This window comes from Butyrivibrio sp. ob235, assembly GCF_900109475.1.
Lineage (GTDB): Bacteria > Bacillota > Clostridia > Lachnospirales > Lachnospiraceae > Butyrivibrio.
The window spans coordinates 44,426-62,553 of record NZ_FOBE01000022.1; the positions used below are offsets into that span (position 1 = coordinate 44,426).

General features: G+C 35.4%; 12 protein-coding genes and 1 pseudogene. 9 read left to right on the forward strand and 4 right to left on the reverse strand.

Going from position 1 to position 18,128, the window contains the following annotated elements:
- The first annotated feature begins 186 nt into the window (after nt 1-186).
- From BMW61_RS14445 to BMW61_RS14480, 8 genes are all read left to right on the forward strand, one after another.
- A complete protein-coding gene (locus BMW61_RS14445) occupies nt 187-1,872 on the forward strand; it encodes a glycosyltransferase (protein ID WP_091823260.1) in 1,686 nt (561 codons plus the stop codon).
- Nucleotides 1,872-3,113, forward strand: coding sequence for a glycosyltransferase family 2 protein (locus tag BMW61_RS14450; protein ID WP_091823263.1), 1,242 nt, complete (start codon nt 1,872-1,874; stop codon nt 3,111-3,113). The genes BMW61_RS14445 and BMW61_RS14450 overlap by 1 nt, the downstream gene beginning before the upstream one ends.
- Before the next feature lie 52 nt (nt 3,114-3,165).
- A complete protein-coding gene (locus BMW61_RS14455; RefSeq protein ID WP_091823266.1) occupies nt 3,166-6,204 on the forward strand; it encodes a glycosyltransferase in 3,039 nt (1,012 codons plus the stop codon).
- 38 nt (nt 6,205-6,242) lie between these two features.
- Complete coding sequence (locus tag BMW61_RS14460; RefSeq protein ID WP_175475226.1) at nt 6,243-7,262, forward strand: glycosyltransferase family 2 protein; 1,020 nt, start codon at nt 6,243-6,245, stop codon at nt 7,260-7,262.
- A 156-nt stretch (nt 7,263-7,418) separates the two neighbouring features.
- A complete protein-coding gene (locus BMW61_RS14465) occupies nt 7,419-9,230 on the forward strand; it encodes a DUF6020 family protein (protein WP_091823272.1) in 1,812 nt (603 codons plus the stop codon).
- Nucleotides 9,223-10,191: a glycosyltransferase family 2 protein gene (locus BMW61_RS14470; protein ID WP_091823275.1), complete on the forward strand. Its 969-nt coding sequence runs from the start codon at nt 9,223-9,225 to the stop codon at nt 10,189-10,191. The genes BMW61_RS14465 and BMW61_RS14470 overlap by 8 nt, the downstream gene beginning before the upstream one ends.
- Before the next feature lie 63 nt (nt 10,192-10,254).
- A complete protein-coding gene (locus tag BMW61_RS14475) occupies nt 10,255-12,201 on the forward strand; it encodes an LTA synthase family protein (RefSeq protein WP_091823278.1) in 1,947 nt (648 codons plus the stop codon).
- 38 nt (nt 12,202-12,239) lie between these two features.
- On the forward strand, nt 12,240-13,466 hold the full coding sequence (locus BMW61_RS14480; protein WP_091823281.1) for a rhamnan synthesis F family protein: 1,227 nt from the start codon (nt 12,240-12,242) through the stop codon (nt 13,464-13,466).
- Nucleotides 13,467-13,678: 212 nt separating this feature from the next.
- Here the strand turns inward: BMW61_RS14480 and BMW61_RS14485 are convergent, their stop codons facing one another.
- From BMW61_RS14485 to istA, 3 genes are read right to left on the reverse strand one after another with little or no spacing between them, the layout of a single operon-like run.
- Nucleotides 13,679-14,116, reverse strand: coding sequence for a hypothetical protein (locus BMW61_RS14485; protein WP_091823284.1), 438 nt, complete (start codon nt 14,114-14,116; stop codon nt 13,679-13,681).
- Nucleotides 14,109-14,879, reverse strand: a complete 771-nt coding sequence (locus BMW61_RS14490; RefSeq protein ID WP_091823288.1) for an ATP-binding protein — start codon at nt 14,877-14,879, stop codon at nt 14,109-14,111. The genes BMW61_RS14485 and BMW61_RS14490 overlap by 8 nt, the downstream gene beginning before the upstream one ends.
- On the reverse strand, nt 14,872-16,410 hold the full coding sequence (gene istA / locus BMW61_RS14495; RefSeq protein WP_175475231.1) for an IS21 family transposase: 1,539 nt from the start codon (nt 16,408-16,410) through the stop codon (nt 14,872-14,874). Before istA ends, BMW61_RS14490 begins: the two co-directional genes overlap by 8 nt.
- A 312-nt stretch (nt 16,411-16,722) precedes the next feature.
- On the opposite strand from istA, the gene BMW61_RS14500 reads away from it, so the two are divergent.
- Entirely contained in the window at nt 16,723-17,550 is an 828-nt protein-coding gene (locus BMW61_RS14500; protein WP_278296418.1) for a transposase, read from the forward strand.
- 219 nt (nt 17,551-17,769) lie between these two features.
- Here BMW61_RS14500 and BMW61_RS23080 read toward each other — a convergent pair.
- A pseudogene (locus BMW61_RS23080) lies at nt 17,770-18,027 on the reverse strand (IS30 family transposase); the annotation flags it as partial.
- Nucleotides 18,028-18,128: the final 101 nt, after the last annotated feature.

Consider the following 18,128-nt stretch of genomic DNA (forward strand, 5'->3'; position numbering starts at 1 on the left):
TAGGGGGTATAAGTCAATGATTAAAATGAAAATAGTAAAGTGGTTTTAAATAGGAGTATGGCATATACTGGGCAAGTACGAACTGAGGGCGAGTAATAGCTGTACCTATATTTTTGAGTATAATTATAGGAAGGAGCAGAAATTAGTAAAGCGAATTTTTTGCGGAAACTAAGCGAAAGTTAAATTATGGAAATGATACAAAGAGTGAATAAGAAAATTATGGTTTGGGGAACCGGCAATTATGGAACCAAGTTTATGGAAGAGATAATGCATTTACGAAAGGCGATTCCTGAAGAAAAATGGTATGTTCTTCCTGAAATAGTAGCGTTTATTGATTCGAACAGAAATACAGGTGAAGAGTTCTATGAGATTCCTGTGTATAATCCGCAGGATGTTGATTGGGATAATCCCGATATTACTTATGTAATTGCGGTATTAAAAAATGATGATATATATACGGTACTAAGAGAACATATTAGTAATAATTTTGATCAGAGGGTTCTGTACATTGATCAAGAATTGTCTATGATATATGATGAAATACTATCTGAGTATAGAAGAAATCCTTTTCCAATAATGGATGATGAGTTGGGAATTTCTCTTAATATAAGAAGTATATTTGACATGTCAAATGAGGCTGAGGATACAATAGAACAGCGCAATAATCTCATACGTGAAGCATGTAGAAAATATGGAGCTGCTGAATTTTTGAATGCTTTAATACATAACAAATTCAGTATCCAGTATTTGATTAAGACATTTAGAGGCTATGAGGAGAGGAGAACAAATAAAATCAAGACAGTTGCACTGACTTGTGGAATGTATTCTAAAGGCGGAGCAGAGAGAGTAATATCGAATCTGCTTCCTATTTTACAAGAAAAGGGATATGAACTGGTTTTAATTACTGGGAAAAAAGTCGAAAATGAGTATCCTATTGTTCCAGGGGTAAAGAGATTTGCATTTGTCAATGATTTGTCAAAGCCGTTAGAGTATTTTAGGGAACTTGAAAAAATAATTGCCGAGAATAATATAGATGCTGTTTGCATACATATTCCGTTTTTTGGAACACAGTTTAATTATATGGTTATGTTATTCAAATTGCTTGGCGTATATACTATAGCAGTGAATCATACGAGTATTCCTGTCTTTTCAGGAATATTTGGAGATATAAGAGATTGTTCACAAATATATACTTTATTAGACTATTTAGTTGTGCTTTCTCATCATGACGAAAAACAGTGGAAGAGTATAGGGATTAATGCTGTATGCATAACAAATCCTATAAATATGCCGCCGGTGGAAAGTCGATCTCGAAGAACAGAAATGAGAAACAATCTTTTATGGGTTGGAAGAATCAGTAATTCTATAAAAGGTGTGTTTTCTTGTGTTTATATTATTGAAGCAATCAAAAAATCTATGCCTGATATACAATTAAAGATAATTGGATATCCTGAAACACAAAAGGATTTAGATGAATTAAGAAGTCTTATTATTGAACATGATGTTCAAGATAATATAGAAATCTGTGGATATAATAGCAATCCAAGTGAGTTTTATAAAAAGGCGGATTTGATGATAATGACTTCCCCTGGAGAAGGATTCCCGATGGTTTTAGTAGAGGCAAAGGCGTACGGATTGCCTATAGTAATGTATGATCTTCCATATTTGTATTTTGTAGAAGATGGTAGAGGCTTAATAACTGTACCACAAGGTGATTATAACGGACTGGCATCTGAAGTCACAAAAATTTTGCTAAGTGATCATGAATATAATAAACTTTGTGATGAATCCCTAGAGAGTTATTTAGATTATATTAGTATTGACATTGGGGATAAATGGAAGGAATTATTTGATTCATTGGAAAATGAATAATGAGTAGTAGAACATCTATGTATAATAAAAATGATAAAGAAATATTTGTTTCTGTAATTGTTCCGGTTTACAACTCAGCAGAGACGATTGACAGATGTTTACTAAGCATCTGTAACCAACAGTATGGAAAATTAGAAATTATAGTGGTAGACGATGGTTCAACAGATAACTCAACTAAAATAATTAGTAAATATCTGGATGGAGCACCTACAGTTAGTCTTATTAAACAGGAGAATTCTGGATCATTTAATGCCCGTTGTACTGGAATACAGCATGCAAGGGGGAAATATATTGCATTTGTTGATAGTGATGATTGGATAGATGGTAGTATGATTTCCAATCTGGTTAAACACATGGAAGACTGTGATTTGCTTTCCAGCGGATTTTTTAGGGACGCAAGAATTGTTACAGATCATTTAAGTGAAGGAATGCACTATGTTGATAACGAGGATTTTTGGAAAAACTACTTAATTAGTGAATCCGACTATGAAGATGGCATAATTGGGGGATTGACTAATGCTCTTTGGTGTAAATTATTTAAAAGAGAGCTATGCCTGAAAGTTATAAATAAAAGGTTGGATGTGAGTGCAAAAATAAATGAGGACTTTTATTTTTTGCTATTATATCTTTGTGAATGCAAAAAGATAAAAGTTACTTATGAATCTTACTATCATTATATCAATAATCCTAATTCAATTACTCAAAAAGTGTATTTTGATTTTTTGAGAGATTACACAGAGATTTTTTATAGCATTATTGATAAAACTAAGGGTTATGAATTCGCAGATGTCATTCGTAAAAATCTTATTAGAAGATTTTTATATGAGATATCTGTATGGGGAACACAATATATGGGAGCTGGAATAATTGATTACAGCAAAGTATTTCAGCTATCCTTTCCTAATCTGGATTCACTAAATAATAAAAACGTTGTGCTATATTGTGAGAAGGAAGTATGGTCATGTTTTGATTATATCTCCGAGAATCATAGAGACATTAATGTAGTTGCAATTATATCTTCTAGTTTAAATGTTGATACTTACTTTGGTATACCGGTTGTGAATTTGCAAGAGTTATCAAGGATATCGTGTGATTTTATTGTATTGACTATGGGGGATGAAGATTTAGCTAACGAAGCAACAAAAGAGCTGTGTCAAATGGGAATAGAAGACAATAAAATATTGAGGAGACCACCAATTTTAAAAAATTTATTAGCAGAAATACTGTTGTCGGACGCTTGATAGAATAACTTTATAGAAATAATTGGAAAGGGAAGCAGGTAATATAAGTTTTATGCATGATTTATGGAAGAAAAGAGAGGGAATAGCATCAGATATGAGAGTACCAATAGTTATGGCATCTGATTATAATTATCTGTTTCCCACATGTGTTACAATTGTTTCATTGTTGGAAAATTCTTCTTCTGATACTTTGTTTTGTATTTACATTTTAGTTGATCCTAAGAACGTGGGTATGGATGATGGGGTTTTCGCGGCAATAACTGCAAAGTATAGTAATGTTACATTTTATTATTTACCAATAGACTTGAATTTTTATAAAGAAGTCCAATTGGGCAATATTTCATCTGTTGCATCATATTACAGATTACAAATCGTATCATTGTTGAATGAATATGATCGGTGCTTATTTTTGGATGGAGATCTTGTAATTAATTGTGACATTACTGAATTGTTTGATATAGATATGCAAGATAACTATGTTGCTGGTGTTAGAGATATGGGAATGCAATGTGGAAAATCTCCATTTTATACAGAGCATGCTCGTAGAATAGGGTTAAAAGATCTAGACTCATATGTTAATGCCGGAGTTATGGTATTTAACCTAAAAAAATTAAGGGAAGCAGATATTACTCCAATTTGGAAGAGTGAAATAGCTAAACATTATCCTATAGACGACCAAGATATAATAAATGTTTCATGTGATGGGAGAATTACATTATTACCTTCAAAATATAATGTTTTTAATAGCTTTTTATATTCAGATGATTTTATTTCCTCTTCAAACTATACTGAAAATGAAAGGAATAGTCTGCTACGAGGGGATATTTCAATAATTCATTTCGCTAGTTCAAAAGATAAGCCCTGGAAAAATCCTTATACAGTAATGGCAGATGTATGGTACTCATACTTGTGTCACCTTCCGCAAAATGAGTGGTTGAATGTAAAAGAATTGGACTTAGATACTGTCAGAAAAGGTTTTTTGCTTAGTGATATAAGGAACGAATGCGATAAGTCTAGCACAGTATATATATATGGATTTACTAAAAGTTCATTTTCATTTTATGATAAGTTACATAAAGATGCTGTAAGTTGTTTTATTGACAATGATGTAAATAAACAAGGAAAGAGTTATAGAGGCGTGGTTTGTAACGCGCCTTCTTTTTTGCTGTCAAATATTCGTGAAAATGATCTTATTATAGTTGTTGCTAAAAAAAGTGATGATGCGATAATTCAATTTTTATTATCCAACGGAATAAATAGAGGGCAAATTATCAGCTTTAAGGAAAAAGATGAACAGTTTTATAAGTCGTTAGATAACAGTAAGTATTCTATAGTATTAGAAGATATTTATAATGAGATTGATGACAGTATAAACCTTGGAAATGAGGATTTTGCTAAATATGTTTCTAATGTGCAGTTTTATATGGAAAAAGCGGATTTACTTAAACCATATTATTTTGACTTGTGGATTAACAAAAGCAATCCACTAATATCTATTATTATACCGGCTTATAATTCAGCGAAAACAATCAATCGATGTCTAAAATCCATATCGAATCAAAACTATTATAATTGGGAATGCATTATTATTAATGACGGATCAAATGATTCTACTTTGGAAATATTGAATTCATGGGCAAAAGAAGATACCAGATATAAAATAATATCTCAGGACAACAAGGGTATGGGATATGCTAGAAATAAGGGCATAGAGCATGCATGTGGTGAATGGATTACATTCGTTGATTCAGATGATTGGATTGAGTATGACTATCTATATGAATTATTACATAATGCAATTCGGTCTGGTGCTGATATTTGCAGGGGCAACTATTACTTTGTGGATTATGTAAAGAATAATCAACTAACTAATGCTGGTATTACAGATGATATTGATATAGCTGAGCATAATACATATCTTAATCCTAATGTATGGGGAAGTATATATCGGAAAAATATTTTTGATAGGACAAAGATTAGAATGCCTCAAATAGTAATGGAGGATTTGGCTGTTTTTCCGCTCCTTTTATTGTCTGCAAATAGAGTAATAAGTATTTCTAAACCACTGTATTATTATCAGATTAATGTGGGAACATCTGTGATGGATAATTTAGAAAATGTTCGTTTTCTTCCAGAAGCAGTATCGTATATGCTTTCTGAGGCGAAGCGCCTTGATATCTATGATTGTCAGAAGAAACTTTTCTTTGATTTAGTCATGGATCATTATAGAGGAGCGTTAGAAGGCCGGGCATCAAAGCTATCTGCGGAAAAGTACAAAGAGATCGAAGCGATGTTCAAATTATCTTTAGAAATAAATTTTCCCGAGTTTTTCTGTGATTTCAGTGCTTGGATTTTTGGGAGCTATAACTTATGCAGAATCTATTCACATTGTGGTAAGAATCAGCTTGTTCCATTTAAACTGGAGAATGAAAATCTAAAAAGGTATTATGGCTTTTCTAGTATCTCTGTTATAACGAAGCAAAAAGAAAGATATGTTCTTGACAAGAATATTACTGACAACCTGATGAGACAGGATATGATTATAAAAGAAAAGGAAAGATCTTTCTGGGATATAAATATAAGCAAAGAAGAGTTTTTGATATTGGACTTGTTGGAAGAGCGGTATGATCTTTTAGAGTTTGAAGAAGGAGATATTGTAACAAAAAGTGAAACATATAATGACTTTTTTTCAAATTATAAAATTATTAGCTGCTATGAAAGATATATAAGTGGGCAATGGAGAAATGATTTATCTTGTTTTGCAAAATTATTAACAAAAAAAATCCTACCCAACCATATTATTATGGTGGAGAATTATTTGACTCCTAAGTATATAGATGGAGATAGAGAAGGATATTGGTATGATGTGACCGCTATTAATAATATATTAAAAGAGTTTTATGGTTTCATGAAAGAAATTATTCCAGACATGAATGTGATATCATTGCCCATGGAGTATTTTTATACTGATAAAAGGTTAAAATATGGATATGCGCCGAGTTATATGAATGAGAGTGCATATACCGAATTGGCGCAAAGAATATCAATGTTAGTTAATAGAATAAAGCATGGTTCAGAGTATTATCAGTAATAGGCCACTATTTGAATCAATTTGATATGGAGATAGGAATGAAAGTAAGTGTGTTAACACCTCTGTACAAAGCATATGATTATTTCGATGAGACAGCAAATACTGTATTATCTCAAACTTTTAGTGATTTTGAATGGATTATAGTAGATGATTGCGGTAATGATGGATCATTGGAAAAAGCGCTAGGATACCAACAAAAAGATTCTAGAGTAAAGGTCATTCGAAATGAATATAACATGGGAATTGCGGCATCTAGAAATAGAGGACTTGATTCGTGCCAAGGAGAGTATATTGCTATTCTTGATGATGATGATTTAATGATGCCTGATCGATTGGAATTGCAAGTTGAATTTTTAGATTCACATCCGGAAATAGGCGCTGTAGGTGGAAATGCACAGTGGATTGGAGCTGACGGGGAACTTGTTAGGGATATTATTTATTTAGAGACAGAGCCAATTCGGATAGAGATGTTTTTGTGTTTTAGAAATATAATAAATAACAGTGAGATGACATTCCGCAAAACTATAGTCGAAAAGAATAATATTAGATATATGGATAATTGTTTGGGCATGGAAGACTATCGTTTTTGGATTGATTTTTCAAAGGTTAGTGCTATTACCAACATAGCTGAGCTTGTATTAAAAAGAAGGATGTATGAAGATAGTACGACAAGTTTGGCAAAAAAAAAGTTTGCTGAAAAAAGGGCGAACAAGTATCTTGAGATTCAGAAATATTCATTGGAAAAATGCGGCTTCGTATTAGATGAAGATGTTTTAAAAGGAATAAAAAAATATCTTGGCGAAGAGCATTATGTATGCTCAAATCTAGAGGAACTTGTCGAATATGTAGGCTTAATGACAAAAATACTTATACAGTGTCGGGATAAAGAATTGAAAATTTGGAAAGATATGTCCGATTGGTTTTATCAGTTGATAGTTTGGCAGGTAGGAAATGTATGGAAATCAATCTGCCCAGGCTACACAACGGAATTGGAATGGCTAAGAGGTCAGCGAGAAAATTTACTTAGACAAATTCAAGAAAATATAAACAACAATTGAAATTATGTTTGAATTTGAGGTTGAAGATGTGTAACAGTACCTATAAGTGTCCATTCAATTTACTAATAACGGAATATGCTTATAAGGTTGCGACAGGATTTTGCATAAAGTGGATGAGTAGTTGCAATATCAATATTAGGGAGGAAAAACCAAACAATGGATACATCATATAAACGAATAACAACATCAAAATTGTATATATTTATTCAAGTGATGCTGATGGGGAGTTGGATTGCTCAGCTTATTAAGAGCGATGCATATTATGTGTGCTATGTACTATTAGGAATTATCATTAGTATATGTACATATATCAATATAACTAATGGTGAAGTATTATTTCGAAATAAACATGGCAGATATATAGATGTTGTAATAAATGTGTTTTCTGTCTTTTTTTCATGTATGGTAGCATTCGCAAATTATAAAATAATTGCTTATACGGTAATACCTGAAGGGTATGGTATCACATTTGACAGGTTATTCGTTACCCTTATGACGATTATTTTTTTTGCTGGAGGATATTGTGCTTTTTGGAATGTATTTATTCTAACATATAACAAATTGACACTTATTTGTTGGAAAAAGAGAAATGAAAAGTTAGTTAATCCTACTGTTTGCTTTTGGGTTAGTTTTATTTTGCTTGTTTTATCAAGAGTAATCGTCCTTTATTTCAGTCAATATCCAGGAGAACTGACCAGTGATAGTATAACTCAAGTTATACAGACGAAGTCAGGAATATATACAAATCATCATCCGTTTTATCATACAATGGTAATAAAACTTTTTATGGACCTTGGTATGATGCTGTTTAATGATATTAATGCTGCAGTTGCAACATATAGTTTTTTCCAGATTTTATCCACTGCCTTTTGTTTTTCCTTTGCGGTTAGTACTATAACTAGGATGGGATTACCGATAGAAAGCATTATTATGATAATGATGTTTTTTCTTTTGATGCCATATCATATTATGTATGCTTTTACAATGTGGAAGGATGTAATGTTTGGTTGCTTCGTTCTTTTGTTGGTTACTTCAATATTTAGATGTATGAATAATATCGGGAATAATATTATCAATTATATAATGCTATTTATTTCGGGAATAGGGACTTGTTTATTTAGAAGCAATGGTTTTTTTGCATTTATTATTTTGACAGTTTTGTTTTGGGTATTATTTGGAAAAAAAGAAATTCGAATTTTTTTGATGTTTGTAGTTATGATACTAATCTGCTTCACATTGAAGCATCCGGTACTAAAAGCGCTAAAAGTTGCTCAGCCGGATACAATAGAGTCTCTATCAATACCGGCACAGCAAATTGCGAGAGTAGTATATGAGGGATACGAATTGACAGAATCAGAAACTATATTATTGAGGCAGGTAATGGATATAGACCAAATTCCAGATACTTATAATGCTCATATATCAGATCCAATTAAAGCATTGGTGCGCACAACAGGGAATCAACAGTTAATTGAGGATAATAAATTTGAATATATTAAGTTATATATTATGTTGGGATTAAAGTATCCGTTTGCTTATGCAAGAGGATGGATTGACGAAACACGTGGTTATTGGAATGCTGGTTATGAATATTGGATTTGGAGCAATGATGTACATGAAGACAACGCGTTTGGAATAAAAAGAATAACAAATAGTGATTCATTCAATAGAAGGCTTAATGAATATTTATGGCTATTTAGAAATGTAGAGATATTAAAATTATTTTTATGTATTGGTCTTTTTATTTGGGTGGATATTTATATGCTAATAATATCATTATTGAGGAAAGATAGAGAAGGAATATTGGCGTCATTACCAATATTTGTAGTTGTATGTTCGTTGCTCGTTGCAACTCCAGTTTTTTCAGAATTTAGATATATTTATGCGGCGTTTTGCACATTACCGATGGTTGTTGTTATTGCTCTTAGACCAATTGAGGGTAAGGAGGATGAGACGAGAAATGGATAAAATAGCAGTTCTTATTCCTTGTTATAACGAGGAAAAGACAATCGAGAAAGTGGTAAATGATTTTAAGTGCAGTTTACCTGAAGCAGTAGTATATGTCTATGATAATAATTCTTCTGATAGAACTACTGAGCTTGCGAAGAGGGCAGGAGCAGTTGTAAGGCATGAATATATTCAGGGAAAAGGTAATGTCATCAGGCGAATGTTCAGAGAAATTGATGCAGAGTGCTATATAATGACAGATGGTGATGATACATATCCTGCAGAGTATTCTAGGAAGATGACTGCGCTTGTTTTAGAAAAGAATGTTGATATGGTTGTAGGAGATAGACTTTCATCAACATATTTTTCTGAGAATAAGAGACCATTTCATAATTTTGGCAATAGTTTAGTAAGAAAGAGCATTAATCTTCTTTTTCATAATGATATAAAAGATATTATGACGGGGTATAGGGCTTTTAGCTATGAGTTCGCAAAGACATTTCCAATATTATCTGAAGGATTTGAGATTGAAACAGAAATGAGTATTCATGCTGTAGATAAGAATATGTATGTTGAAAATGTCGTGATTGATTATAGGGATAGACCAGAAGGTAGTGAATCCAAACTTAATACATATTCAGATGGATTAAAGGTTTTAAAAACTATTATAAAGATGTATAGAACATATAAACCGTTGAGATTTTTTGGGATGATTGCTACGGTGTTAGCTTTGATATCTATATTATTTGTTGTTCCGGTATTAAGAACATTTATTCATACAGGAGAAGTACCAAGATATCCGACTTTGATTGTCTGTGGTTTTACTATGATTGCTGCTATTCAGTCTTTATTTGTAGGACTACAACTTAATACTGTTGTACATCAGAAACGGCAAGATTTTGAGTTGAATTTACAGAATGTTAGAACATTAAAAATTTTGTTGAATGAAGTTCAAAAGTATGCTGTGAGTCAAAATCATTAAGGTAGAGTGTTTTTTGCAAGCAGTTTTTTTGATATTTCAATTATGCTATAAACAGGTAAAGAAATGAAATTGGTAAAAAGAAAGAAGAAACTGGCTTGTTTGATTATTGTATTTCTTGCGTTTGCTGTAGAGATAGTAGCAATAGTGAATTATAGCAAAGGATTGATATTCTCTTCACTATCAGATTTTTGTAAATTTAATGTTTTGAATTTGCTGCTTATGGGATTGGGACTATTTCGTTATATCTCAGAAATAGAATTCTTCACAAACAAGGTAATAGATTTTGTTTATCCAATAATACTGGCGATTGCTGTAACACATATGATTGAAATAATGTGTTATCAACCACGAGCCAGTATTAAGTATGGTTTATTTATATTAAACGCTCTATTTATCTTAATATTGGTGTATGGTTTGATTTTGCTATTTGGAAACCATGTTGTGAGCTATATATTCATTTTGGTTTCGGGGTGGATTTTTGCTGCCATATGCCATTATGTCTATGTTTTTAAAGGAGTTCCGATCTCGCCGGGAGATTTTATTGCATATAGGACTGGTTTAAGTGTTGCAGGTGGATACGAGTTTGAACTTAGTAACGATCTGCTGTACGGAACAGAATTGTTATTGTGGGGTACGACTTTTCTTCTTGTGTTTACACCTAAAACATTTAAAAGTTATGAAAAGAAAAGACCTATCTTCATTACTGTTGGTTTGGCCTATTATTTTTTGTTTGCGCTATTGTTTAGTAATATAAGTATTATGGAAATAACCGGAATTGATGTGGCTGGCTGGGAAAGAACTGACATTATTCAAAAGTCAGGTGTTGTTATTTCTTTGGCTGAAGAAACACAGAGACTTAAGCCAGATAAACCACAAAACTATTCGGAACAGAGTGCTAGAGAATTATTGGTACAGGACGAAAATGATGAAGTAGAAACTACCAACAATGATATATTGCCTAATATTGTGGTAGTGATGAATGAGTCATTTTCTGATTTATCAGTTTTGGGTGAATTTCAATCAGAAGAATATATGCCATATTTTAATGGGATAAATGATTACATACAAAAGGGGTATGTTTATTCATCAGTTATGGGTGGGGGAACCTGTAATTCTGAGTATGAATTTGTTACCGGAAATAGTGCCGCTTTTGTGACTGGGTACCCATATATGCAATATAATTTTGCTAATAGTAATAATATTATAAAACTTTTAAATGAATACGGATATCAATCAGTTTTTTTTCATCCCGCCTCTATTGAAGCGTGGAATAGGAGAGACGTATATGGGATGATGGGAATTAATAAATGCTATTCATGGGAAGATGTGAATAATCAAATTGAATGGGAAACAGTAAACGGATTTCTATCAGATAAGAAAAATTATGAATTTGTAGATTTTTTATTTAATGGTTTGGATAGTCCATTTTTTATTTTTAATGTTACTATGCAAAATCATGGTGGATACAATATAGAGGCACTTGAGGATAATGTTGAACGGATAACAATGGGGGATGAGTATAGTGGTTTTCCTGAGACTCAGGCATATTTATCTTTGATGCGAGAATCAGATAAGGCAATTGAGGAATTGATGACTTTTTTGAGAAAGCAAAATGAACCAACATTATTACTAGTGTTTGGAGATCACCAACCATATTTGTATGATGGGTTTAAGGATTATATAACGAGTCCTGATGGTTCTATAGAAAAAACAGAAAGTTACTATATGACACCATATATTATTTGGACAAACTATGACACAGGAACGAAAAAAATAGAAAAGGACATAAGTATAAATTATCTGGGGGAAAATTTATTACAATATACAGGAATAGATAATGAGTACCTCCGATATTTGAGAGGGTTGGAAAAAGATATTCCGGTAATAAATGCTTTGGGGTATAAAACAGCAGACGGCAACTGGCATTCATTAGATGAAGAAAATGATCAGTTAGAAAAATATAGAATGGTTCAGTATTATGAGTTATTTGATTACTCTCCGGAAGGGTAGAACTATATAATAATGTTGATGGGAGTTTTTTAAATAGTATGGAGAATATTTTTGATACATATTTTAATAACAAACTATACTTTGTGCTATCAGAAGATGGTTGCAGCGTAGATAAAATGGTCAGACATGACGTGGCAATAATTGTGCATTTGTTTTACGAAGACATGGCGGACTATTACCTTGCAAAACTATCTGAATACGCAAGGTACTTCGATGTGTATGTTATTACTCCCAAGAAGACAATTGAAGAAAAAGCGAAGAAATCTGATTTGAATGCTGTATTGAAGGATATTAGAGGTCGAGATATCAGTGCCTTTTTGGTTGCAGCAAAGGATATTCATTCGCATTATAAGTATGTTTGTTTCACGCATGATAAAAAAGAGCATTCGGAGTCACCCGAGGAAGGAGTGGCTTTGTGGAGGCAGAGTTTATGGAGCAATGTGGCTGCATCTACGGATTATATTTTTAATGTAATAAGTTGTTTTGAAAATAATTACGATATAGGCGTTTTATCTGTTCCGGAGCCAATCGGATATGAGTGGACTATATGGGGGAAAAATCTTTGGCTGAATAATCGTAAAGTGACAAGAGAGTTATTCCGTAAACTGGATATAGATGCTGACTTTGATGAGAACAAGCCACCACTTACAATAGGGACTTCTTTTTGGTTTAGGACTGATGCACTTAAAAAATTGTTGGATTATCCGTGGAAGTATGAAGATTTTCCGGAAGAGCCTATGCCGTTGGACAGTACTATTAGTCATGCTATAGAGAGAGCTATTGCATTTGTGGCTCAGGATGCAGGCTACAAGACAGGTATTATCAGTTGCAAACAATATGCAAAGGAGCAGCTTTTGTTTTACTCAAAATGCTTTGGCGATATTATGAGTACAATGATGGACTGCAGATTGTTCCCCAATTATTCATCATTTTGCGATTATAAACAAAAGATGAGACTGCAGATTATGATTAATCGCGCAAAAGAAATATATATTTACGGAGCAGGGAAAATAGGACATCAGACATACGATATGCTTAAGTGGAGAGGGTATCCTCTTAAGGGATTCGTTGTATCTGATAAAAATGATAATGAAGATAGCTGTATAGAGGTTGGTCAATTAAGAGAAATGGTAGAGGATGTGGATTACCTCGTGATTGTGGCCACATCGGAGAAATATAAAGGAGAGATAGAAGATACTCTTAATGAGTATGGGGTGATGAAATATATATATTATAAGGACTTGGGTAAATTGTTGGGCTATTAGAAGTGTGGAGCAAATTTCATTGTTGGCTTAAGGTGAATAAGGATATAAACAACAAAGTGATGAAGCAGGTAAGATTGTTTTTTGCAAGAGCTTTTTGGAAAAAGTTGCAAAGTATTAATGGACAAACTTGCATGTCCATTTTGGACAAAGTTGCAAGGGGTTCCCGGCACCATTTAGGTACCAGGAAATCCATTGCAGGCTTGTTGCTTTTATCAGAGGTAAGTAATGGAGGTCTTATCTGTTCCCTTGCTTAACCTGCTCATTAAACTGGCGCGTTTCTTGTTGTCAAATGGATCCTTTCCATTACAACAGCGCATTACATAATAGTTGTATGCATCAAAGTCTTCATAGACATTCAGGTAGATGTTATCAAAGATGTCCTGCTGAAGGCCATCCGCCCACCTTTCAGGCAGATGCTTTATCAGAGCCTGTCGCCATCTGACTACCTCTGCACGAAGCTCATTTATCTCATCAACCATTGCGTCTGTGAGCTTCAGAAAATCGTTTATATCAGAGCATACAGAACAGTAATCGGAGTAATCTCCGGGCACATGTTCTTCGCTCTCTGGTATTGCAGCATTGCTGCTCATATAGCTTACGTCATCAAACGGAAGCTCCGGTACATTGAAAACTGCATCATTGTTATCCATTTGCAACCTCCTGATCGTTACTGGCTGACATGCCTACGTTAATACTTGATTCCCTCAGACGGTTGTTTCCACCGGGAAAGAGTATGAGCTCCACATGATGTGTGAGCCTGCCTATAAGGGCTGTGGTCATGCGTTTGTCGTAGAGTACGTTTACCCACTGTGAGAACTCTAGGTTAGTATTAAGGATGACTTCTTTCTGTTCATGTATTTCTGAGAGATAATCAAAAAGAAGCTGGGATCCAGTCCTGTCGTAGGGTACATATCCGAACTCGTCCAGAATGATTATCTGGGCCGTGTTCAGCTTCCTCTTAAGGGCTGTAAGCGTACCGTTCTGATGACTTTCCGTGAAAAGGTTTATCAGTCCTGCAGTACGGTAGAATCTTACAGGGATTCCCTCTTTACAGGCCTGTATCCCGACCAGTATGGAGAGCATTGTCTTACCTGTTCCGGTTCCGCCATACATGATGATGTTCTTGCCCTGTCTGTGGAAATCAAGTCCCATCAGACTTTCAAAGGAAACACCATCCGGGAAGTCGACTTCATCTGTCCGGAACTGCTCCGGTGCATATCTCTTTGGAAATCCGGCACTGTTCTGGAGCTTGATGATCCTTGTTTTTCTCCGGTACTCTATTTCGTTTTCAAGAAGTTTGCAAAGGTATTCCTGGTTCGTTTTTCCTTTCTGGGACATTGCCCTGTCAGCAAGGTTTGAAGATAACCTCAGCTGTTTGCAGCATGCGGCAATCCTTTCGGTATAGTCAGCCATTCATGGCACCTCCCTTCTTTAGCGCAGCATCCATCTTTTTGAGATCGATGGTATTGAAGGGAATGATCTTGCCATCCGGGATTGTCTGTATATCATCCAGCGGTGGGAGCACAGGCACATCGGAATACAGACGGTTATAAAGGCTCTTAAGGCTGTCCGGGTCAGTGCTGTTCATGGCAATGGCTTCATTAACTGTCCTGAGTGCACTGTCGAAACCGGTGCGGTCAGTGAGTTCTGAAAGCACCTTCAGGATTCTGCCACGTTCACTGTTTTCACAGCTGTCCATGAACAGCTGCATGCTCTGCGGCATCATATCGTAAATACCGCTGTTCCTTAAGGACCGTGGTTTACGGGCTATGTATTTCAGGTATGGCAGCCAATCCATACTTGTCTGTTTATAGTCACCATACAGGCGCTTATGGGTCACGATCTCTTTCATGTGACTGTCCATGATGGTAACTGTCATGGAAGTGAGCTTTACATTTACTTCACATTCGCTATAAGTGGGGGACACGGAATAGGTGTGCCTGCCATCTGCCAGCTTTATCTGGCCGTATTTATTTGTTCTTGCCGTAATGTATGCCGCTGTATCAAAAGCGGCTTCAGGAAGAGGCAGAAACGCAGCTTTGTCATCCCTGAAGAGATCACTTATGAACAGATCATCATGTTCATAATGCTCACGCTCCATATCCCGGTCACAGGCAAAGAGCAGTTCCTTGTTGAATTCAGTGAGTGATTTGAATTCAGGCACAGGCACGAGTTCGTTGCGACGGAGGTACCCGACTTTATTCTCAACGTTCCCTTTTTCCCAGCCTGATTCCGGATTCATGAAGACCGGTCTGAAGCGATAATGGGATGCAAACCGCTGGAAGCGTTCAGTGACTTTACGGCCACCGCCTTTAATGATATCGGTCACGATGGTTCTGGTATTGTCGAACCATATCTCTGTCGGAACGCCGCCCACATGCTCAAAGATGGCGACCAGTCCTTCGAGAAGGCATTCCATGTTTTCTCCATAATTGAGCTGAAGGTAGCCACCATTGCTATGGGGATAACTGACAACAAGATACTTGCCTTCGTGGTAGAAGCCATTCTCCTTGAAGTCTGCCTTGCCAAAATCAGCCTGGCCTTCTCCGGGGTGGTGCTCTAAAGGAATGTAGCCATCATCCTTTTTCTGCCGGATGAGTTCTTTCTTTTTGAGAGACACATAGCTTGCAACAAGACGGTAACTACAGTCAAAACCTTCGACCTCGTTTTTCAGCCGACGGTATACTCTTTTGGCTGTATGACGCTGCTTACGAGGCGCCTTCTTATCAGCAATCAGCCAGCTGTCGATGATTGGTTTATAGGGATTCAGCTTTGACTCCCTTTCCTGATCAGATGCAGGCTCAGGTGGCGGGCTGCTGAAGTCCTCCATGTCAATGTACTTGGTAACCGTTTTCCGGTTAAGGTTGGTGATTTCCGCTATCTGGGATATGTTTGTTATTCCCTGCTCATAATAGAGCTCGCGGATGTGGCGTATCTGATCCATGTTCAGCATACTCCTTTCCTCCTTGTCTTTGATTTTCATGACAAGGATAAAATACAGGGGTTATGCCTGCAATGAATCCACCATGATGATCTATGTGGTATTCAGGATGCAATGATGCAACTTTGTCCAAAATGGACATGCAACATTGTCCGTTTTTGTTTTGCAACTTTGTATATTTTAATTATGCAATAAACACGCTGTACTAATCCCGAGTGTCTTTATGACATCAGCGAAAATTTCAAGTTTGTAAACAAGCGCAGGCGCACATCCAACGCTACGGATATGCTGATTGTAGACGCGTATAGAAATCTTATGGAAACATCGGTCTCTATTGCCAAGAAGTTTCATGTTTCAGATTCCCATGCTCACGAAGTCTTCGACAGGTATGTCAAACTCGACCGTCTTCCTCTGACAGATGCCATTTCTATTGATGAGGTCTGCATAGATATGGATGAACGTTGTAAGTACGCCCTGGTCATACAGGACTTCCATACCGGTGACCCGATTGACCTGCTGCGCAGTAGAAGAAATGATGTCACAGAGCCCTATTTCACTGGAATTCCAATTGAGGAGAGATTATCTGTAAGATACCTTATTTCTGACATGTACAAGCCCTATATCGCTTATGTAGAGAAATATTTCCCCAATGCAATCCCCGTTGTGGATTCCTTTCACGTGATTCAATGGATAACCCGCCTGATAGACAATCATATCCGGCAGCTGATAAAGAAATACCGCCAGCGTGACCGTGAGCTCCAGGCCAAGCTTTCTATGGAACGTCATGAACCTGTCACTCTTCCGGTCTCTGATGAGGTATACATTCTACAGAAGTACCGTTGGTTGGTCCTGTCCAATCTATCAAATATCCGTTATCATCAAGATCTTCGTATGGATCCGCATTTCCACCGGCTTATGAACACGTTTGATTATGAAGATGCCCTGTTCAGGATAGATCCCAATCTTCAGGAATTCAGGGATCTCAAAGAAAAGTATGTGCAGTTCAATTCTCGCAACAACGGCGATCCGCATTCAGCAAGGCTGGAACTGTACACGCTGATAAAAGAATACAGAAGCTCCAGGCATGATATATTCCGCGATTTTGCCTCACTTCTTGAAAAATTCGTTACTAGAAAAGGTTAGTGCACACTTTTGAAATTTCTTTGAAATGTAAAAGTAACCGCATAAGATCTGGCATTATTCAATCTTGAAAAGCTAGATTTTATGCGGCTTTTCTTATATAAAGGCATAGAAAACAGAGAACTGACCAATTTATTGCAAGACTAAGCGGTCACTTCACACCACTTTCTAAATACTATGCACTTAGTCCTGCAGATTGATTTCTGTTATAATTCTATTGATTTATTTTTTTATCAATGACGGCTTAAGTATCACATCGTCCGGCAAGATTTTGTGATATCCAAGCACTTCCAGAAGCTTATTATCAACAAGCATTTCCGCCAGTGCGAATGGCGTACAGTTGTTTAATGAAGCTCTGGGATAGTTGTTGATATGATTCATGACAAGCGTTATATCTGACTGGGACAGGTTTAAAAAGCTTGTCCCTTTGGGTATAACATACCTGATGAACTCATGGTTTTTCTCGATCATTCCTTTTTTATGTAAATCTTTACATAAGAAAGGTTATGACAAGTTATTTTTTATGTAAAGAAATAATAACAACCCATGTAGTATAAGCAATTATTTGTAGATTTCTTTAC

Bases quoted from the DNA above. Each gene is read 5' to 3' on its own strand.
- BMW61_RS14445 (WP_091823260.1), top strand. From the start codon at position 187: ATGGAAATGATACAAAGAGTGAATAAGAAAATTATGGTTTGGGGAACC.
- BMW61_RS14450 (WP_091823263.1), top strand. From the start codon at position 1,872: ATGAGTAGTAGAACATCTATGTATAATAAAAATGATAAAGAAATATTT.
- BMW61_RS14455 (WP_091823266.1), top strand. From the start codon at position 3,166: ATGCATGATTTATGGAAGAAAAGAGAGGGAATAGCATCAGATATGAGA.
- BMW61_RS14460 (WP_175475226.1), top strand. From the start codon at position 6,243: ATGAAAGTAAGTGTGTTAACACCTCTGTACAAAGCATATGATTATTTC.
- BMW61_RS14465 (WP_091823272.1), top strand. From the start codon at position 7,419: ATGGATACATCATATAAACGAATAACAACATCAAAATTGTATATATTT.
- BMW61_RS14470 (WP_091823275.1), top strand. From the start codon at position 9,223: ATGGATAAAATAGCAGTTCTTATTCCTTGTTATAACGAGGAAAAGACA.
- BMW61_RS14475 (WP_091823278.1), top strand. From the start codon at position 10,255: ATGAAATTGGTAAAAAGAAAGAAGAAACTGGCTTGTTTGATTATTGTA.
- BMW61_RS14480 (WP_091823281.1), top strand. From the start codon at position 12,240: ATGGAGAATATTTTTGATACATATTTTAATAACAAACTATACTTTGTG.
- BMW61_RS14485 (WP_091823284.1), bottom strand. From the start codon at position 14,116: ATGGATAACAATGATGCAGTTTTCAATGTACCGGAGCTTCCGTTTGAT.
- BMW61_RS14490 (WP_091823288.1), bottom strand. From the start codon at position 14,879: ATGGCTGACTATACCGAAAGGATTGCCGCATGCTGCAAACAGCTGAGG.
- istA (WP_175475231.1), bottom strand. From the start codon at position 16,410: ATGGATCAGATACGCCACATCCGCGAGCTCTATTATGAGCAGGGAATA.
- BMW61_RS14500 (WP_278296418.1), top strand. From the start codon at position 16,723: ATGGAAACATCGGTCTCTATTGCCAAGAAGTTTCATGTTTCAGATTCC.